This is a genomic window from Thermohalobaculum sediminis (assembly GCF_023487995.1).
GTDB classification, from domain to species: Bacteria; Pseudomonadota; Alphaproteobacteria; order Rhodobacterales; family Rhodobacteraceae; genus Thermohalobaculum; species Thermohalobaculum sediminis.
The window spans coordinates 529,816-546,606 of sequence record NZ_JAMFKN010000002.1; the positions used below are offsets into that span (position 1 = coordinate 529,816).

A 16,791-nucleotide genomic window follows, 5' to 3' on the forward strand; every position below is an offset into this window, starting at 1 on the left:
CGCAGAACAGGGGTGGAGAATGCGGGTGAGGGCAATCTTGGCGCTGTCCGTGGCGGCTTTCGCGATCGCGGGCGCGGCCCGGGCGGACGGGCCGCTCGGCGTCTGGAAGACCGAGCCGAAGGAGGACGGGCGCTATCTGCATGTCGAGATCGCGCCCTGCGCGGACGACGCGGCGGCGCTGTGCGGCACCACCATCGGCGCCTTCGGCGGGGCCAGCGACCGCACGGTCGGCAAGCGGATCTTCTGGGGCATGGCGCCCGATGGCGACGGCCGCTGGGCAGGTGGCGAGATCTGGGCGCCGGACGACGACAAGACCTACAGCGGCAAGCTTGAGGTTCAGGGTGCGGGGCTTGAGATCTCGGGCTGCGTGCTGGGCGGCCTGATCTGTCGCGGGCAGGACTGGGTCCGCGTGAACTGAGCCCGCGGCGGCGCTCAGGGCCGCCAGCTCAGGAAATTCGCGATCAGGCGCAAGCCGGTCGCCTGGCTCTTCTCGGGATGGAACTGGGTGCCGACCATGTTGGCGCGGCCGACCACCGCGGTGACCATCTGGCCGTAATGGACATGCGCCAGACGGTGTTCGGGCACGCGCACCCGCAGGTGGTAGGAATGGACGAAATAGGCGTGCGCGCCGGGCTCGATGCCCGCCAGCACGGGATGCGGCATCGTGATCAGCAGCTCGTTCCAGCCCATGTGGGGCACCTTGAGCTCGGGGTCGTTCGGCGCGAGGCGCTCGACCTCGCCGGGGATCCAGCCGAAGCCCGGCGTCTCGCCATGCTCGAGGCCACGGGTCGCCATGAGCTGCATGCCGACGCAGATGCCGAGGAAGGGATAGCCGGCTGTCACGCGCGATTCGATCGCCTCGGCCATGCCGGCGACCGCCAGCAACCCGCGGTGGCAGTCGGCGAAGGCGCCGACGCCCGGCAGGACGATCCGGTCGGCGCGCGCCACGCGGTCGGGGTCGGCGGTGACGATCACATCGCCGCCGCAAGTCTCGGCCGCCATGCGCTGGAAGGCCTTTTCGGCCGAGCGCAGATTGCCTGAGCCATAGTCGATGATCGCCGTGGTCACGATGCCTCGCCCCTGAGAAAGAGTTCCTCGGCGCCTTCCTCGGTGCGCGCCTCGACGACGCCCACCTCGCGCCAGCCACGGATCCGCCATTCCAGCCGCTCGAGCACCGAGCCCTCGAACACCGTGATCGCGATCAGCGCGCCCCAGACCGTGCCGGCCGCCAACGGGTGGAGCGTCACCGCCGCGATCATCGCAAGCGCCATCAGCGAGGCCGTGATCCAGAGCCCGCGCCAAAGCGCCCAGAATGGCGGAACCACGCCCAGCGGGTGGCGATGGTCGCCCACCGCGATCACCTCGTCGGCGCGGCCGCGCGAGTGGATGGTGTAGAGGCCGACGCGCCCGCCCATCGGCTCACAGCGTCCCCTTGGTCGATGGGATCGCGTCGGCCTTGCGGGGGTCGGGTTCGACCGCCTCGCGCAGGCTGCGCGCCACCGCCTTGAAGGCGGCCTCGGCGATGTGGTGGCTGTTGATGCCGTCGATGCGCTCGACATGCAGCGTGATGCCGCCATTCATCGCCAAGGCGGTGAAGAACTCGCGCACCAGCTCGGTGTCGAAGCTGCCGATCTTCGGCGCCGTGAAATCGACCTTCCACACGAGGAAGGGCCGGCCCGAGAGGTCGAGCGCCGCGCGCACCAGCGTGTCGTCCATCGGCAGCAGGCACGCGCCGTAGCGGCGGATGCCGCGCTTGTCGCCCAGCGCCTGCGCCAGCGCCCGGCCCAGCGCGATGCCCACGTCCTCGACGGTGTGGTGGTCGTCGATGTGCAGATCGCCCTCGGCCCGCACGCGGATGTCGATCAGCGAGTGCCGCGCAAGCTGGTCCAGCATGTGGTCGAAGAAACCCACGCCCGTCTGGCAATCATAGGCGCCGGTGCCGTCGAGGTCGATCTCGACCTCGATCGCCGTCTCGGCCGTCTTGCGGCTGAGGCTTGCCTTGCGCATCGCTCCCTCCCGAGCCTGTCGGCGCTTCTATAGATCGTGATCCGGCCCGAGACCAGCCTTGCGGTGGAAACCGCGCCTGCCGTCTTATATGCGGGACGAAAGACCAAGGGGAGTGCGACATGGCGTTGGAGAGCGGCGGATTTCCCGGCTGGCACGGCACGACCATCGTGGCCGTGCAGAAGGGTGGCCGGGTCGCGGTCGCGGGCGACGGGCAGGTGAGCCTCGGCCAGACCGTGATCAAGGGGAACGCGCGCAAGGTGCGCCGGCTGACCCCCGGCGGGCACGACGTGGTGGCGGGCTTCGCGGGCGCCACGGCCGACGCCTTCACGCTGCTCGAGCGGCTCGAGGCCAAGCTCGAGGCCGCGCCCGGGCAATTGATGCGTGCCTGCGTCGAGCTCGCCAAGGACTGGCGCACGGACAAGTACCTGCAGAAGCTCGAGGCGATGCTGATCGTCACCGACGGCGCGACGCTGCTGGTCGTGACCGGCGCGGGCGACGTGCTGGAGCCCGAAGGGGGGATCGCGGCGATCGGCTCGGGCGGCAATTACGCCCTCGCCGCCGCGCGCGCTATGGCCGACACCGACCGCGATGCGGAGGCGATCGCGCGCCGCGCGCTCGAGATCGCCGCGGGCATCTGCGTCTACACCAACGGCAACATGATCGTCGAGGTGATCGGGGCATGACCCCCGGCGCGACGCCCGCGCCCGCGTTCCGCCCGCCGCGGAACAAGCCGCGCGAGTTGTTGCTCTCGCTCCTGATCCTGGTGGCCTGGATCGTGGCGCTCAGGCTGATCTTCGGCGGCGTCGCCGTCACCCATGCCCGCACGGCCGAGCCGCTGCCGGCGCTCGTGGCGCTGGGGCTCGGCTGCTGGGGGCTTGCCGAGGTGGTGGCGCGGCGGCGGTTGATGCTGTGGCCCGGCTCGGCGCTCGGCATCCTCGGGCCGATCGCCTTCGGGCTCGCCGCCTCGATCGCGACGCCCGAGCTGCGGGCGATGACGCCGCTTGCACGCCTGCCGGTGATCTATGGCGTGACGTCGGCGGGGATGCTGCTGTTTCTGCTGCGCTTCCGGCTGCCCGGGCTGGTCTCGCCGATCGCGCTTTCGGGCATCCTCGCGCTGTTCCTGTGGATGACGGGCGGAAATCTGGGCGCGCTCGCCAAGGTCGAAGGGCTGACGCCACGCGGCGTGCTGGCGGCGCTGGTCGACCGGCCGTTGATCGCCGTCGCGTCGACCGCCCTTGCCTTCGGCGCCTGCTGGCTGGGCTGGCATCTCGACCGCCGCGCGGGGTACTTCGGGCTCGAGGCGGCGCGGCCGCTGCATATCGTGGGCGGCGGCATCCTTGCGCTGATCGCGGGCAAGTTCGCGAGCACCCTGCCCGCAGGCATCAACCTGGCCGCGCTGATCGTGCTGTTCGGCATCCTGCTGGCCTGGTCGCTCCGTATCGACCGGATGGCCGTGTTCACCGCCGGGACAGTGGCGATGACCCGGCCGCTTGCGCTCGCGGTGATCGAGCCGCTGGGTGTGAGGCTCGATATCTGGCAGTGGGGCGGGGTCTACAACGCGATGGTCGGGCTGGGGATGATCGTCTGGCTGCTGGCGCGGCGGCGGACGGCGGCCTCCGGCTGGACGCGCAGGGTCCGCAACATTAGGTGGGAGTGGACCGACCCGGCCTTCATGTCGCGCCGGCAGTGGAAGGACCTGATGGAAGAGCGAAAAGCGCGGCACGAGGCCCGCCCCGGGGCCTGATCGCCCGCGGACCGTCCCAATACCCGAACGAGGACCGAGGACCGGCATGACCGAACTGACCCCGCGCGAGATCGTCTCCGAGCTCGACCGCTTCATCATCGGCCAGCGCGACGCCAAGCGCGCGGTTGCCGTGGCCCTGCGCAACCGCTGGCGGCGCAAGCAGCTCGACGCCGACCTGCGCGACGAGGTGACGCCCAAGAACATCCTGATGATCGGCCCGACCGGCGTCGGCAAGACCGAGATCTCGCGCCGGCTCGCGAAGCTTGCGAACGCGCCCTTCCTCAAGGTCGAGGCCACCAAGTTCACCGAGGTCGGCTATGTCGGCCGCGATGTCGAGCAGATCGTCCGCGACCTCGTCGAGACCGCGATCGTCATGATCCGCGCCGCGAAGCGCGAGGAGCTCAAGGCCCCCGCCCACAAGGCGGCCGAGGACCGGGTGATCGAGGCGTTGGTGGGCAAGACCGCGTCCGAGACCACGCGCGAGGCGTTCCGGCGCAAGCTGCGCTCGGGCGAGCTCGACGCCACCGAGGTCGAGATCGAGGTGGCCGACACCTCGAACCCGATGCCGATGCTCGACATGCCCGGGATGCCGGGCCAGGGCGGGATGGTCAGCCTGGGCGACCTGTTCGGCAAGGCGTTCTCGGGCCGGACGCGGCGGCGCAAGATGACCGTGGCCCAGAGCTACGAGATCCTGATCGCCGAGGAAGCCGACAAGATGATCGACCAGGAAGCCATCACCCGCGAGGCGGTCGAGGCGGTCGAGAGCAATGGCATCGTCTTCATCGACGAGATCGACAAGGTGGCCGCTCGCAAGGACGTGCGCGGCGCCGATGTCAGCCGCGAGGGCGTGCAGCGCGACCTGCTTCCGCTGATCGAGGGTACCACGGTCGCCACCAAGCACGGGCCGGTCAAGACCGACCACATCCTGTTCATCGCCTCGGGCGCCTTCCACATCGCCAAGCCGTCGGACCTGCTGCCCGAGCTGCAAGGCCGCCTGCCGATCCGGGTCGAGCTCAAGGCACTGACCGAGGCCGATTTCCGCGCGATCCTGACCGACACCGACTTCTCGCTCACGCGCCAGTACGCCGCGCTGATGGAGACCGAGGGGCTGGCAGTGAGCTTTGCCGAGGACGGGGTCGCGGCGATCGCGCGGATCGCGGCCGAGGTGAACGCCCAGGTCGAGAACATCGGCGCACGCAGGCTCCACACGGTGCTCGAACGGGTGTTCGAGGAGCTCTCCTTCACCGCCCCCGACCGCAAGGGCGAGAGCGTGGTGGTGGACGGCGCCATGGTCGAGGCGCAGCTTGGCGACCTCGCCCGCTCGGTCGATGTGAGCCGCTACGTGCTCTGACCCCGCGGCGCGCGGTAGCCGCCGAGGCCCGACATGGCGACCGCGGCATCCGCAGAGGTGTAAAAGGTGAAGACGTCGGTCATCCGAGCCAGCTCGAACAAGCGGAATACCGGGCTTCGCAGGCCAGCCAGCACGATCCTGACACCCCAACCACGGCGCTTTCGGATGCCGACGACTGCGCCGAGCCCGCTCGAGTCCATGAACTGCACCGACCCGAGGTCAAGCACCAGCCCCGTCACCTCGCCCGCCGCGCGCGAAAGCACGTGATCGCGGAAGTCCGCGGCAATCACATGGTCGAGGCGTGCCTCCCCGAGGGTGATCACGAGCCGATCGCCCACCCGCCGCTCGCTGATCTGCATTCCCTGAAACCCGGTGACCCGCAGCCTGGGCGCCAAGGATGCGCCGGAAGGATGAAGATCCGCTGAACGCGCAGGCTCAGGCGGCCGGCGCCTCGGAATAGGCCGAGACCTCGACCAGATTGTCGTCCGGGTCGCGGAAATAGACCGACGTGATCGGGCCCAGCGCGCCGGTGCGCGGGACCGGCCCGATCTCGATCTCGACGCCCTCGCGCGCCAGATGCGCGACGACCTCGGCCAGCGGCACGGCGGCGATCAGGCAGAAATCGCCCGTCCCGGGCGCGGGTGCCGCCGCCTTCGGCTCGAACTCGGCCCCGGCCTGGTGCAGGTTGATCTTCTGGCGGCCGAAGCAGAGCGCCCGCCGCTCGGTCCCATCGCCGGGGCGGAAGGTCTCGACCGTCATGCCGAGCACGCGGCGGTAGAATTCGCAGGTCGCGTCGAGCGATGAGACGGTCAGCACGATATGGTCGATGCGGTCGATCTTCATGGCGGCTCCATCGCGATGGCTGGTCCCGGACTGCCCCGGGCCCGGGACCCCGGCGCAGCCTATGCCGGCGCCGTCCGGCCGCCAAGATCGTGCACTACGCCGCTCAGCTCTCAGGCCTCGCCTTCTGGTTCGCCTCGGCCACGGTTTCCTCGGCGGCCTCGGCCGCCATGCCGACGCAGAGCTTCATGAGGCCCGCCGCTTCCTCGGAATAGTCGCGCGCCGCGCACTGGTAGAAATCGTTCATCACCTGCGCGGCATCGTTGGGCGAGCTGCAGCGCATCAGCCGGTCCTGCGCCTCGATGTCGGCGCCGACGCGACGGCGTGCGAAGTCCAGGAGCTCGGCCTGGAAGCGCAGGCTGTCGCGGATCATTCGGCCATGCAGGTGAGCGATGGTCGCGAAGGACCGCTGGCCGACGCGAGCGACCTCGCCCAGATCTACCGCGCCGGCGGCGGGCCGGCCTCCATTCTGCTTCGCCATCATCGAGCATCCTTTGCGAGTCGGGTTGGTCGGAGGCCCTGGGCAATGTTCCGCGAACGATGCCCGACGCACGCGAGCCAGCGATCCGCACGCGACTCACCCAACGGTTGAGTGCGTATCACTCCCGATACCGTCCCACATTGACGCATGTCAACGGAAGGCGCGCTTCGCGGCAAAATCCGTTTTCGCCGCCCGGCGGACTCGTTAGAACAGGGGAACCGGGCCATGGCGCCTGCGGCGCCAGCCCTCGACCCGGAGGCAGGAGACCCGATGGCCGGCGCCGACGACCCCCGCATCACCCCGTTCTCGACCCATTGGGGCACCTATCACGCCGAGGTCCGCGACGGCCGCCTCACGGCCGTGCGCGACTATGCGGGTGACCCGGACCCCGCGCTGATCGGCCACGGCATCGTCGAGGCCATCGACCACCCCACGCGGGTCGGCCGCCCGATGGTCCGCAAGGGCTTCCTGCGCCACGGCCACCGAGGCGACCGCACGGGCCGGGGCCGCGAGCCATTCGTGGCGGTGCCGTGGGACGAGGCGCTCGACCTCGCCGCCGCCGAGATCGCGCGCGTCCGGCGCGAGCAAGGCAATGATGCGATCTTCGCCGGCTCCTATGGCTGGGCCTCGGCCGGGCGTTTCCACCACGCGCAGAGCCAGCTTCGCCGCTTCTTCAACCTGATCAGTGGCCATGTGCAGGCGATCGACACCTATTCCTACGCCGCGATCAGCGCGACCATGCCGCATGTCACGGGGCCGTTCCGCGACATTCTCGACGGCGCGACCTCGTGGCCGGTGATCGCCGAGCACGCGACGCTGGTCGTCATGCTGGGGGGCCTTGCCCGCAAGAACGCGCAGGTGACCTCGGGCGGCGTCGGCCGCCACACGATGCGCGAGTGGCTGCTCAAGGCACGCGCGCGCGGCTGCGAGTTCGTCAACATCAGCCCGATCCGGACGGATGCGATCTCGGGCCTCCATGCCCAGTGGATCGCGCCGCGGCCGGGCTCGGACACCGCGCTCCTGCTTGGGCTCGGCCACACGCTCATCACCGAGGGGCTGGCCGATCGGGCCTTCCTCGACCGATATACCTCGGGATTCGAGCGGTTTGCCGGGTATCTGACCGGCGAGGCCGACGGCCAGCCCAAGGATGCCGACTGGGCCGCCGCGATCACCGATGTGGACGCCGGCACAATCCGCGACCTGGCCCGTCGCATGGCGGCAAACCGTACGATGATCACGATTTCCTGGTCGATCCAGCGCGCCGACCACGGCGAGCAGCCGGGCTGGGCGGCGGTTGCGCTGGCCGCAATGCTGGGGCAGATCGGGCTGCCGGGCGGCGGCTTTGGCATCGGCTACGGCTCGGAGAACGGGATCGGCAACCCGGTGCTACCCTTCCAGTTCCCTGCGGTGCCGCAGCGCATGAATGCCGTGCGCGAGGCGATCCCGGTGGCCCGCATCGCCGATGCGCTGCTGCACCCGGGCGCGGCTTACGACTTCAATGGCCAGAAACGCGTCTATCCCGACCTGCGCCTCGTCTACTGGACCGGCGGCAACCCGTTCCATCACCACCAGGATCTCAACCGGCTGGTGCGCGCCTTCCATCGCCCCGAGACGGTCATCGTCAACGAGATCTGGTGGACCGCGACGGCGCGCCATGCCGACATCGTGCTGCCCGCGACCACCGCGCTCGAGCGCGAGGACATCGCGATGACGCATTGGGAGCCGCTGATCGTCGCCATGCGCAAGGCGATCGACCCGGTCGGCGAGTCGCGCTCGGACCACCAGATCTTCCGAGGCCTCGCGCGGCGCTTCGGCGTCGAGGAGGCCTTCACCGAGGGGCGCACCGAGGAGGAATGGATCGAGCACCTCTGGAACCAGGCCCGGCAGCGCGCGGCCGAGGCCGGGTTCGAGCTGCCGTCGCTCGCCGAGCTGCGAGCGCGCGAGATGGTCGAGCTTCCGGCCAACCGTCGCGAGCCCGTGCTCTACGACGCCTTCCGCGCCGATCCCGAGGGAGCGCCGCTGAGAACGCCGTCGGGCCGGATCGAGATCTTCTCCGAGCGCGTGGCGTCGTTCGGCTATGACGACTGCCCCGGCCATCCCGCATGGATCGAGCCGCGCGAGTGGCTGGGCGCCGAGGCGGCCGCGCGCTTCCCGCTGCACCTGATCTCGAACCAGCCCAAGACCCGTCTGCACGGCCAGCTCGATCCGGGCGGCGTCAGCCTCGCCTCGAAGATCCGGGGACGCGAGCCGATGACCATCCACCCCAAGGACGCCGCCGCCCGGGGCCTGAAGCACGGCGATGTCGCGCGCATCCACAACGAGCGCGGCGCCTGCCTCGCGGGGGTGATCGTGTCGGACAAGGTACGGCCGGGCGTGGTACAGCTCTCGACCGGCGCGTGGTACGACCCCATCGAGCCCTTCGGCATGTGCAAGCACGGCAACCCGAACGTGCTCACGGCCGATCGCGGCACGTCGCGGCTGGGCCAGGGGCCCTCGGCGCATTCGACCCTGGTCGAGGTCGAGCGCTGGGATGGCCCGCTGCCGCCGGTGACCGCCTTCGACCCCCCGCCGATCGCGGAGCGCGACTGACCGGCCCCGAGGCCGAGTCGCGAAGGGATTACCCCGGAAAGAAACAAGGGCTCAGGCGTTTCCACCTAAGCCCTTGATTTATTTGGTGGGCGCACAAGGACTCGAACCTTGGACCCGCTGATTAAGAGTCAGCTGCTCTACCAACTGAGCTATGCGCCCCAAAGAGGCGGCTTAATTAATCGCAATCCGCCAAGGCGTCAAGCGGCGGCGCATCGGCGTCAGCGGCGCTTCTTCAGGTAGACGTAGAAGGCTCCCTCCCCGCCGTGGCGGCGGTGCGCGGCGTAGATGCCGACGATCTCGGCCGCCGCGGGGCCTGCGCGCAGCCAGCGGGGCGCGTCGTGGCGCAGCACGCCGCGGTCCGGTCGTCCGAACCAGCCATCTTCGCCCGACCGTCCGCGGCCGCCCTTGCCGGTGATCACCAGAACGCAACGCAGCCCTTGCGCCGCTGCGCTCGCGATGAAGCGATCAAGCGCGAGATGCGCACGTTCGGCCGTCATGCCGTGGAGGTCGAGCCGCGCATCGGGTGCCCGCTCGCCCCGCCGCAGCCGCTCGGCGGTGCGGCGGTCGAGCCCCGCCTCGGGCCGTCCAACGGCGGTGGGCGTGGAATCGTGGAGATCGAAGGCGATCCGCGCACGCGTCGGTACGGACGGGCGCAGCGTCGCGCGCGCGACCGATGTGTCGTCGCGGGTGCCGCCTTGCTCAGCGGCGAAGAGGGCGGCGCTCGAGGTCGCGGCCGGGGTGGCCGTGGGTGCGGAAGGCACAGCCGCGCGCCCGGAATCGCTGCCAGCCGCCGTCTCGGGCACGCTCGGCGCGGCTTGCGCCAGCGGGCGCACCTGCCGCGCGATCAGGTCCCACACCGCGCGGTCCTCGGGCGTCAGCCGCCGCGAGCCGCGGCGGCCGCGTTCCGAAGTGCGGCTCACGCGTCGCTCTCCACCGGCACGAGGCGGACGAGCCGGCCGCGGGCCGAGACCCTGCCGGCCTTGTGCCCGGCCTGCGCCCCCGTTCCGAAGAAGATGTCGCCGCGCTGGGCGCCGCGGATCGCGGTCCCGCGATCCATCGCCACCATCAGCCGCGGGGCGAGGCGCTCGGCCTCGACCCAGATGGCGCTGCCGAAGGGATGATAGCCCGTGTCAACCGCAAGCGAGCGATGCGCGGTCAGGGGCAGGCCCATAGCGCCGATCGGCCCGTCGCGCTCGCCGAGGCCCTTGACCACCCTGAAGAACACGTAGGACGGGTTGCGGGCCATCATGGTGGCACCGCGCGCCGGATCCGCGCGCAGCCACGTCTTGATGCGCCCCGCGCTTGCGCCATTCGGCGGCAGATGCCCCTCGGCCAGCAGGATGCGGCCGATCGAGGCATAGTCATGGCCGTTGCGCCCCGCATAGCCCACGCGCACCAGCCGCCCGTCGCGCAGCCGCAGGCGCCCGGACCCCTGGATCTGGAGGAAGAAGACGTCGACCTCGTCCTCGAGCCAGTAAAGCTCGAGCCCACGCCCCGACAGCGCGCCCCCCATGATGGCGCCGCGGTCCGGCAACGGGCCGCCCGCGTCCAGCTCGGGCGGGGGCGCAAGAAGCGGCGCGCGGAAACGCGCGTCGGGTGCCTCGGATGCGTCGATGACGGGTTCGTAATAGGCGGTCAGCAGCGACCGGGCAGGATCCCCGACCAGCACCGGGCGGAAACGGGTCTCCCACCACCGGCGCGCCACGTCGGCCCCCTCGTGCGGTGCAGGCGCATCGAGCCGGTGCGCAAGTTCGCGCGGGTTCGCCCGGAGCCAGACGGCAAGTGCCGCATCATGCGCATCCCCGGCCCAGCCGGCGAGATCGGCAAAGCCGGGGACGCCCGATGCACCTGCGGTCATGACAACGCCCCCGGCCGGAACGAACGCCGCAGCGCCAATGCCCGCGAGCACCGCACGGCGCGGCAGTCCCCGCGCCATCCTCAGTCGCCGGTCGCGCTGAGAAGCCAGTTCGGATTCGGCGCGCCCATCACGCGCGAGAAGGTCCAGACATCGGTTTGGCGTCGGATCTCGTTCGGGTCGCCCTCGACAATGCGGTTCTCGGGGTCGCGCACGGCGGTGATCATCTCGCCCACGAAGCGCAGGGTCACGTCCGCCTCGCTTGTCTCGGGATCGAAAGACGCGGTCTCGACGCGGATGTCGCGCACCCCGATGAAGCGCGCCTCGACCTTCAGGCCCTCGGCCTCGCGGGTTGCAATGACCGATTCGAAGGCCCGATAGACATCGGGCGTCAGCAGGTTCTGCAGGGTCTGGCGGTCGCCCTCCTCGAAGGCCATCAGCACCATCTCGTAGGCCGAGCGTGCGCCCTCGAGGAAATCGTCGAGCGAGAAATCGGGCTCGGCCGCGCGCATCGCCATCAGCGCATCGCGCGCGTCCTGCGACAAGGCATGGCGCAGCGCCATCTCCTCGGCCGGGGGCTCGGCCCGCTGGGTCTCGGCCGCGGGCGCCCCGTTGTCGTAGCCCGGGGCGCGGTGCTCGGGCGGAGCCTCGTAGCCCGTCCGGGTGCCGATGACCGATTTCAGACGCAGCAGCACGAAGGCCGCGACCGCGACCAGGATCAGGAGCTCGATCATCTGGGGACTCATCGCTTTCCGGCCTCTCGTCTTCCTGCTGCTCGCCCTGTCACGCGAAAGCTACCCGTTCCGGCGGCGCGGGCGGTTGGTGCATGGATTATCCTATCCTATGTAGGGGGCGCGCGGGTCCAAGTCTATCGCCAGTGCCGCATCAAGGCAGCTGATGGGACCCTGGGAGCGGAGTGAGGACGATGTGGCTGTTCGCCATCCTGCTGATCGTGCCCCTGATCGAGATCGGCCTGTTCATCGAGATCGGCGGCCTGATCGGTCTCTGGCCCACCATTGCCATCGTCATCCTGACCGCCGCCGCCGGCACGCTGCTGCTGCGGCGGCAGGGGCTGCGGGCGCTGGTCGAGCTGCAGTCACGGCTTTCCGAGGGGCGCGATCCCGGCGCGGTCCTGGCCCACGGAGCAATGATCCTGATCGCCGGAGTTCTGCTGCTGACGCCCGGCTTCTTCACGGATGCGGTCGGATTCCTGCTTCTGGTACCGCCGATCCGCGCGGCGCTGATCGCCGCGGCGGCGCGGCGGATGACGGTGGTGCATGTGCATGGCCGTCGCGGCCACGCGCCGCGCGCCCATCCCGGCGGCCGGACCGTCGAGGGCGAGTACGAGGATGTCACCGAGGCCGAGCCGTCCCCGCGCGCCGATCCGGGTCCGCCGAGCGGCTGGACGCGCCGCCCCGGCGACGACGGCTGAGCCCACGCGCCGCACGGGGCAATTGCCCGGCCCGGGTCGATCTGCTACGCCGCGACGAAACCGGAACATGTTCGACAGGAAGGGATTTCGAATGGCCGAAGATCACGAGAACGAGGGCGGCGAGGCCAGCGCGCAGGCCCAGCCGCAGCAGCTTCCGCAAGTCAAGATCCTTGCGCATTTCGTTCGCGACCTGAGCTTCGAGAATGTCGGCGCCATCGAGGGAACGCCGGCGGACGGCACGCCCGAGATCAGCGTGAACGTCAACCTCGAGGGCAACTCGATCGGCGAGGATCGCTACCAGACGGCGATGAAGATCAGCGCGACCGCCAAGACCGGCGAGCGCACCCGGTTCCTGGTCGAGCTCGATTACGCCGGGATCTTCTCGATCGCGAACGCACGCAAGGATTTCGTGCATCCGCTGGTGTTCATCGAATGCCCGCGCCTGATCCTGCCCTTTGCCCGGCGCGTGATCGCCGATGTCACCCGCGACGGCGGCTATCCCCCGCTGATGATCGACAATGTGGATTTTGCCGCGCTCTATCGCCAGCGCCTCGCGCAGTTCCAGTCCGAGAAGGCGGGGACCGCCTGAGGCGGACGCGGCCCGGGACCATGGGGCGCGGCTCAGTCGCCCGCCACCAGCCGCTTCCACAGCGCGTTGTCGCCCAGGCCGGCGACGAAGGCATCATGCGCCGCGGCCTCCTCGTCGGTGAGCCGCGGCCCGAGCGGGCGCGGACGGGCGGCCGCGGGTATCCCGCGGCCAGCCACCGACGCGGACCTCGCCTCGGCCTTCTTGTGCATCTCGAGCGTCAGGCCGGTCTGACGTCCGCCCATCAGCTCGAGATAAACCTCGGCCAGGAGCTCGCAATCAAGCAGCGCGCCATGCTTCGTGCGCGCCGAGTTGTCCACGCCGAAGCGCTTGCACAGCGCATCGAGATTTGCCGGCGCGCCGGGAAAGCGCTGGCGCGCGACCAGCACCGTGTCGAGCGCGCGGGTCATCGGCAGCTCCGGGATCCCCAGCCGCCGGAATTCGGCGTTGATCATCGCGATGTCGAAGGCCGCGTTGTGAATGATCAGCCGCGCATCGCCGAGGAACCCCAGGAAGTCAGCCGCGATCCGGCGGAAGACCGGCTTGTCCGCGAGGAACTCGTCACCGAGGCCGTGGACGCGGAAGGCGTCGGGCGGCATCGGCATCTCGGGATTGATGTACTGGTGATAGGTGCGGCCGGTTGGCAGATGATTTAACAGCTCGACTGCGCCGATCTCGACGATCCTGTGACCGTCGGCCGGCTCGAGCCCGGTGGTTTCCGTGTCGAGCACGATCTCACGCATGTCGCGGACGTCCTTCCTTCTCTGCCTCGGCCCTGAGCTCGGCGACGATGCGGGCCACCGCGCGCCGCGCCGGGTCGAGCCCGTCGCCCGTCTCGATCACATAGTTGGCGCGTTTGCGCTTTTCCGCGTCGGGAACCTGCCGCGCAAGGATCGCCTCGAAGCCGCTCTCGGTCATCCCCGGACGCGACAGGACCCGCGCGCGCTGCGCCTCGGCGGGCGCCGAGACGACTGCAACGCGATCGAGCCAGGCATCGGCCCCGGTCTCGAAGAGCAGCGGGATGTCGAGCACCACGAGCCCGGCACCGCCTGCCCGCGCGGCATCGAGGAAGGCCCGCCGGTCGGCCGCCACGAGCGGATGGATCGCCGCCTCGATCCGCGGCAGGAGGGTCGCGTCCTGAAGGACGGCCGCCCGAAGCGCGTCGCGATCCACCCCGTCAGGCCCCGCCGCAACCGGAGCGATCCGCGCGATGGCGGCCGTCCCCTCCGCCCCCGGACCGTAGAGCCGGTGCACGGCCGCGTCCGCGTCCCACACCGGCACCCCGAACTCGGCGAACATCTTCGCCGTCGTGCTCTTGCCCATGCCGATCGAGCCGGTGAGCCCAAGCGTGATCATGCCGCATCCGGCAGGCAGGCGCGCCGCAGCGCGGCATCGACGACGGGATCGACGCCGAACCACGCGCGGAAGGCAGGCCGGGCCTGATGCAGCAGCATCCCCAGCCCATCGACGGCGCGCAGCCCGCGGGCCCGAGCCTGCGCAAGCAGCGGTGTCTCGAGCGGCACATAGACGATGTCGTTGACGACTGCGCCGGCAGGTGCCGCCGCGAGCGAAATGTCGAGGGCCGGCTTGCCGCTCATGCCGAGGCTGGTGGCATTGACGATCAGCGTGGCACCGTTCACGGCATCGCTGCGTGCAGACCATGGCACGCAGGTCACGCGCGGCCCGAAGGCGTCCGCCAAGGCCTCGGCTTTGTCCTGCGAGCGGTTCGCAAGGCGGATCTGCGGCACACCCGCGGCCAGAAGGCCATGCAGGATCGCGCGCGCCGCGCCGCCTGCGCCCAGCACCAGCGCCGGACCCGAAGCAGGCATCCAGCCGGGCGCGCCCTGCCGCAGGTTCTCGATGAAGCCATAGGCATCGGTGTTGTCGGCAAGGATGCGGCCTGCCGGGTCGAAGCGGATCATGTTCGCGGCCCCGATCGCGCGGGCAGCCTCGGTCGCTTCGTCGGCGAGGCGCAATGCCTCGAGCTTGTGGGGGATCGTCACATTGATGCCGCGGAACCCGGCATGGGGCAGCACCCCGTAGACCTCGGCGAAGCGCTCGGGCCGGATGGCCAGCGGCACATAGCGCCCGGCGATGCCGGTCACGCGAAACCAGTGGTCGAACAGCACCGGCGAGCGGGAATGCAGGATCGGCCAGCCGGCCACGCCAGCCAGCAACGGGCGCTCGTCATGATCGCTCATTCGGTCAGCATCCCTTGCGCGCGCAGAAACCCCAGAAGTTCGAGCAGCGGCAGGCCAAGCACCGTGAAGTGGTCGCCCTGCACCCGCGAGAAGAGCTGCGCCCCCAGACCCTCCAGCATGTAGGCGCCCACGGTCCGGGTGACGGCATCTCCCATCTGGTCGAGATACCCCGCGAGGAAGGCATCCGTAAATGGTCGCATCACCAGGTGCGCCTGCCCTACATGACGCCACAGGGGCGCACCGTCGCGTGCCACGACCGCGGCCGACAGAAGCTGGTGCGCCTTGCCGCGCAACGCGAGAAGCTGCTCGCGTGCAGCATCGCGGGCGGAGGGCTTGTCGAACACACGCCCCTCGCAGACCAGGACCTGGTCGGCACCGATTACGAGCCGGCCGGGGGAGCGGGCCGAGATGCGGAGCGCCTTGAGTTCGGCCAGCTTGTCGGCAACATCGCGTGGCGGTGCACCCTCCGCGCGCATTGCTGCCTTGACCATTTCCTCGTCGATCCGCGCGGGCATGGTCTCGATCTCGACCCCGGCCGCACGCAGCATGGCCGCGCGCGCCTCGCTCGCGCTGGCAAGCACGATGGCGCTCATTCCACGTTCCCCGCGCCGGCATGGAGGATTGCCTGGATCTCGGCCGCCGTCTCCTCGATCGAGCGCCGCGTCACGTCGATCACCGGGATGCCATGCCGCTGGAAGAAAAGCCGGGCGTCGGCGACCTCGGCACGGATCTGCTCGATGTCGGCGTAGTCATGCGAACGGTCGCCAAGCGCCTCGAGCCGCTGGCTGCGCACCTGCGCGAGACGCGCGGGGCTGGCAGTAAGGCCGATCACGGGGATCCCCGCCGCCATCGCCTCGAAGAAGGCCGGGTCCGGCTCGCGGCGCGGGACGAGCGGCATGTTCGCGGCCTTGATGCCCCGGTAGGCGAGGTAGATGCAGGTGGGCGTCTTCGAGGTGCGGCTCACGCCCGTCAGGATTACATGCGCGGCCTTGAGCCGCTCGCCCAGCGCGCCGTCATCGAAGGCGATGGCAAAATCCAGCGCCGCGATCCGCTCGAAATAGGCGTCGTTCAGGCGGTGCTGCATTCCCGGCCTGTGCTCGGGCGCGCGCCCGAGATGGCGCGCGAGGCAATCGACCACCGGGTCGAGCACGGCCACCGTTTCCTGCCCGGCCGCGCGCGCGGCCTCGTCGACACGGGCGCGATGGACAGGATCGACCAGCGTGTGGAACACGGGGCCGGGATGGGCCGAAATGCGGCGCAGCGTCGTCTCGACATCGGCATCGCTGCGCACGAACACCGACATGTGGATCGCGACATCGGTGCCCGCAAAGCGCGCGAGTGCGGCCTTGCCCATGGCGTAGAGCGTCTCGCCGGTCGAGTCCGACACGAGATGTAGGCTTGGTCTGCCGGACTGGGGCATCGTCTCTCCTGCGGCGGGACCGGCGCGCGCGGACCGGGCTGTGGGAATCGTGGATACCGGTGACAGGATCGCGTCAAGTCCGGAAGCTGTGGGTAAGGGAGAAAGATATCCACCTGTTAATTGCCACCCGCGGCGTGCGACGACGTATGTGGACAATTTCGCCGGATGTCGCAAGCAACTACAACCCTTGGGCGAGCAATCAGCGATACATTTCGCGCGCGGTTTGCAAGAGACTGACTGCGAAGGGGAATTCGCAACCCCGCCAGCCCCCGGAACGCCGCGCGG

General features: G+C 70.1%; 21 protein-coding genes and 1 tRNA gene. 7 read left to right on the forward strand and 15 right to left on the reverse strand.

Translation table 11 applies throughout. The features are described from left to right. Positions 1-25: 25 nt before the first annotated feature. Positions 26-418, forward strand: coding sequence for a DUF2147 domain-containing protein (locus tag M1105_RS06465; protein ID WP_406600602.1), 393 nt, complete (start codon positions 26-28; stop codon positions 416-418). A gap of 14 nt (positions 419-432) precedes the next feature. Here M1105_RS06465 and hisH read toward each other — a convergent pair whose 3' ends face one another. From hisH to hisB, 3 genes are read right to left on the reverse strand one after another with little or no spacing between them, the layout of a single operon-like run. Further along, positions 433-1,068, reverse strand: coding sequence for an imidazole glycerol phosphate synthase subunit HisH (gene hisH, locus M1105_RS06470; protein WP_249579524.1), 636 nt, complete (start codon positions 1,066-1,068; stop codon positions 433-435). Beyond that, the gene (locus M1105_RS06475; RefSeq protein ID WP_249579525.1) at positions 1,065-1,415 is read right to left on the reverse strand and encodes a hypothetical protein; all 351 of its coding nucleotides are present in this window, start codon (positions 1,413-1,415) and stop codon (positions 1,065-1,067) included. The genes hisH and M1105_RS06475 overlap by 4 nt, the downstream gene beginning before the upstream one ends. 4 nt (positions 1,416-1,419) lie before the next feature. After that, on the reverse strand, positions 1,420-2,007 hold the full coding sequence (gene hisB / locus M1105_RS06480; RefSeq protein ID WP_249579526.1) for an imidazoleglycerol-phosphate dehydratase HisB: 588 nt from the start codon (positions 2,005-2,007) through the stop codon (positions 1,420-1,422). A gap of 119 nt (positions 2,008-2,126) precedes the next feature. Between hisB and hslV the strand changes: the two genes are divergently transcribed. Genes hslV through hslU form a run of 3 tightly spaced genes read left to right on the forward strand, consistent with a single transcriptional unit; the run spans position 2,127 to position 5,102 of the window. Further along, on the forward strand, positions 2,127-2,690 hold the full coding sequence (gene hslV / locus M1105_RS06485) for an ATP-dependent protease subunit HslV (RefSeq protein WP_249579527.1): 564 nt from the start codon (positions 2,127-2,129) through the stop codon (positions 2,688-2,690). Beyond that, complete coding sequence (locus M1105_RS06490; protein WP_249579528.1) at positions 2,687-3,751, forward strand: hypothetical protein; 1,065 nt, start codon at positions 2,687-2,689, stop codon at positions 3,749-3,751. Before hslV ends, M1105_RS06490 begins: the two co-directional genes overlap by 4 nt. 46 nt (positions 3,752-3,797) lie before the next feature. Further along, positions 3,798-5,102 carry an ATP-dependent protease ATPase subunit HslU gene (hslU, locus tag M1105_RS06495; protein ID WP_249579529.1) on the forward strand — a complete coding sequence of 435 codons (1,305 nt, stop codon included), beginning with the start codon at positions 3,798-3,800 and terminating at the stop codon, positions 5,100-5,102. On the opposite strand, the gene M1105_RS06500 is transcribed toward hslU, so the two are convergent. From M1105_RS06500 to M1105_RS06510, 3 genes are all read right to left on the reverse strand, one after another. Next, complete coding sequence (locus M1105_RS06500) at positions 5,090-5,461, reverse strand: STAS domain-containing protein (protein WP_249579530.1); 372 nt, start codon at positions 5,459-5,461, stop codon at positions 5,090-5,092. The two genes, hslU and M1105_RS06500, sit on opposite strands and share 13 nt — an antisense overlap. Before the next feature lie 76 nt (positions 5,462-5,537). Then, positions 5,538-5,945, reverse strand: coding sequence for a VOC family protein (locus tag M1105_RS06505; RefSeq protein WP_249579531.1), 408 nt, complete (start codon positions 5,943-5,945; stop codon positions 5,538-5,540). A gap of 103 nt (positions 5,946-6,048) precedes the next feature. Beyond that, positions 6,049-6,423, reverse strand: a complete 375-nt coding sequence (locus M1105_RS06510; protein ID WP_249579532.1) for a phasin family protein — start codon at positions 6,421-6,423, stop codon at positions 6,049-6,051. Positions 6,424-6,693: 270 nt separating this feature from the next. Here M1105_RS06510 and M1105_RS06515 point away from each other — a divergent pair, with 270 nt between their 5' ends. Next, positions 6,694-9,012, forward strand: a complete 2,319-nt coding sequence (locus tag M1105_RS06515; RefSeq protein ID WP_249579533.1) for a molybdopterin-dependent oxidoreductase — start codon at positions 6,694-6,696, stop codon at positions 9,010-9,012. A gap of 83 nt (positions 9,013-9,095) precedes the next feature. Here M1105_RS06515 and M1105_RS06520 read toward each other — a convergent pair. From M1105_RS06520 to M1105_RS06535, 4 genes are all read right to left on the reverse strand, one after another. Further along, positions 9,096-9,171, reverse strand: a tRNA-Lys gene (locus tag M1105_RS06520). Positions 9,172-9,230: 59 nt separating this feature from the next. Beyond that, a complete protein-coding gene (locus M1105_RS20805) occupies positions 9,231-9,932 on the reverse strand; it encodes a Smr/MutS family protein (RefSeq protein WP_249579534.1) in 702 nt (233 codons plus the stop codon). Beyond that, entirely contained in the window at positions 9,929-10,870 is a 942-nt protein-coding gene (gene mltA, locus M1105_RS06530) for a murein transglycosylase A (protein ID WP_249579535.1), read from the reverse strand. The genes M1105_RS20805 and mltA overlap by 4 nt, the downstream gene beginning before the upstream one ends. A gap of 80 nt (positions 10,871-10,950) precedes the next feature. Continuing rightward, positions 10,951-11,601 carry a Tim44/TimA family putative adaptor protein gene (locus tag M1105_RS06535; RefSeq protein WP_249579536.1) on the reverse strand — a complete coding sequence of 217 codons (651 nt, stop codon included), beginning with the start codon at positions 11,599-11,601 and terminating at the stop codon, positions 10,951-10,953. Positions 11,602-11,792: 191 nt separating this feature from the next. Here M1105_RS06535 and M1105_RS06540 point away from each other — a divergent pair, with 191 nt between their 5' ends. Together M1105_RS06540 and secB are read left to right on the forward strand one after the other, a co-directional pair. Further along, positions 11,793-12,299: an FxsA family protein gene (locus M1105_RS06540; RefSeq protein WP_249579537.1), complete on the forward strand. Its 507-nt coding sequence runs from the start codon at positions 11,793-11,795 to the stop codon at positions 12,297-12,299. 91 nt (positions 12,300-12,390) lie between these two features. Beyond that, positions 12,391-12,888, forward strand: coding sequence for a protein-export chaperone SecB (gene secB / locus M1105_RS06545; protein ID WP_249579538.1), 498 nt, complete (start codon positions 12,391-12,393; stop codon positions 12,886-12,888). A gap of 32 nt (positions 12,889-12,920) precedes the next feature. Here secB and dnaQ read toward each other — a convergent pair whose 3' ends face one another. The 5 genes from dnaQ to M1105_RS06570 are packed head-to-tail and all read right to left on the reverse strand — an operon-like array spanning position 12,921 to position 16,506. Further along, on the reverse strand, positions 12,921-13,628 hold the full coding sequence (dnaQ, locus tag M1105_RS06550; protein ID WP_249579539.1) for a DNA polymerase III subunit epsilon: 708 nt from the start codon (positions 13,626-13,628) through the stop codon (positions 12,921-12,923). Further along, positions 13,621-14,241: a dephospho-CoA kinase gene (coaE, locus tag M1105_RS06555; RefSeq protein WP_249579540.1), complete on the reverse strand. Its 621-nt coding sequence runs from the start codon at positions 14,239-14,241 to the stop codon at positions 13,621-13,623. The genes dnaQ and coaE overlap by 8 nt, the downstream gene beginning before the upstream one ends. Continuing rightward, positions 14,238-15,086 (reverse strand): shikimate dehydrogenase, encoded by an 849-nt coding sequence (locus tag M1105_RS06560; protein ID WP_249579541.1) that lies wholly within the window; start codon positions 15,084-15,086, stop codon positions 14,238-14,240. The genes coaE and M1105_RS06560 overlap by 4 nt, the downstream gene beginning before the upstream one ends. Continuing rightward, positions 15,083-15,679, reverse strand: a complete 597-nt coding sequence (locus M1105_RS06565) for a Maf family protein (protein ID WP_249579542.1) — start codon at positions 15,677-15,679, stop codon at positions 15,083-15,085. The genes M1105_RS06560 and M1105_RS06565 overlap by 4 nt, the downstream gene beginning before the upstream one ends. After that, positions 15,676-16,506, reverse strand: a complete 831-nt coding sequence (locus tag M1105_RS06570; protein WP_249579543.1) for a pyruvate, water dikinase regulatory protein — start codon at positions 16,504-16,506, stop codon at positions 15,676-15,678. Before M1105_RS06570 ends, M1105_RS06565 begins: the two co-directional genes overlap by 4 nt. Between the last annotated feature and the right edge of the window lie 285 nt (positions 16,507-16,791).

Excerpts from the sequence above, each read along its gene's own strand:
- M1105_RS06490 (WP_249579528.1), top strand. The coding sequence starts at position 2,687 with ATGACCCCCGGCGCGACGCCCGCGCCCGCGTTCCGCCCGCCGCGGAAC.
- M1105_RS06565 (WP_249579542.1), bottom strand. The coding sequence starts at position 15,679 with ATGAGCGCCATCGTGCTTGCCAGCGCGAGCGAGGCGCGCGCGGCCATG.
- dnaQ (WP_249579539.1), bottom strand. The coding sequence starts at position 13,628 with ATGCGTGAGATCGTGCTCGACACGGAAACCACCGGGCTCGAGCCGGCC.
- M1105_RS06475 (WP_249579525.1), bottom strand. The coding sequence starts at position 1,415 with ATGGGCGGGCGCGTCGGCCTCTACACCATCCACTCGCGCGGCCGCGCC.
- M1105_RS06500 (WP_249579530.1), bottom strand. The coding sequence starts at position 5,461 with ATGCAGATCAGCGAGCGGCGGGTGGGCGATCGGCTCGTGATCACCCTC.
- M1105_RS06560 (WP_249579541.1), bottom strand. The coding sequence starts at position 15,086 with ATGAGCGATCATGACGAGCGCCCGTTGCTGGCTGGCGTGGCCGGCTGG.
- hslV (WP_249579527.1), top strand. The coding sequence starts at position 2,127 with ATGGCGTTGGAGAGCGGCGGATTTCCCGGCTGGCACGGCACGACCATC.
- hslU (WP_249579529.1), top strand. The coding sequence starts at position 3,798 with ATGACCGAACTGACCCCGCGCGAGATCGTCTCCGAGCTCGACCGCTTC.
- M1105_RS06515 (WP_249579533.1), top strand. The coding sequence starts at position 6,694 with ATGGCCGGCGCCGACGACCCCCGCATCACCCCGTTCTCGACCCATTGG.
- coaE (WP_249579540.1), bottom strand. The coding sequence starts at position 14,241 with ATGATCACGCTTGGGCTCACCGGCTCGATCGGCATGGGCAAGAGCACG.
- M1105_RS06505 (WP_249579531.1), bottom strand. The coding sequence starts at position 5,945 with ATGAAGATCGACCGCATCGACCATATCGTGCTGACCGTCTCATCGCTC.
- mltA (WP_249579535.1), bottom strand. The coding sequence starts at position 10,870 with ATGACCGCAGGTGCATCGGGCGTCCCCGGCTTTGCCGATCTCGCCGGC.
- secB (WP_249579538.1), top strand. The coding sequence starts at position 12,391 with ATGGCCGAAGATCACGAGAACGAGGGCGGCGAGGCCAGCGCGCAGGCC.
- M1105_RS06540 (WP_249579537.1), top strand. The coding sequence starts at position 11,793 with ATGTGGCTGTTCGCCATCCTGCTGATCGTGCCCCTGATCGAGATCGGC.
- hisB (WP_249579526.1), bottom strand. The coding sequence starts at position 2,007 with ATGCGCAAGGCAAGCCTCAGCCGCAAGACGGCCGAGACGGCGATCGAG.
- M1105_RS06570 (WP_249579543.1), bottom strand. The coding sequence starts at position 16,506 with ATGCCCCAGTCCGGCAGACCAAGCCTACATCTCGTGTCGGACTCGACC.
- M1105_RS06535 (WP_249579536.1), bottom strand. The coding sequence starts at position 11,601 with ATGATCGAGCTCCTGATCCTGGTCGCGGTCGCGGCCTTCGTGCTGCTG.
- M1105_RS06510 (WP_249579532.1), bottom strand. The coding sequence starts at position 6,423 with ATGGCGAAGCAGAATGGAGGCCGGCCCGCCGCCGGCGCGGTAGATCTG.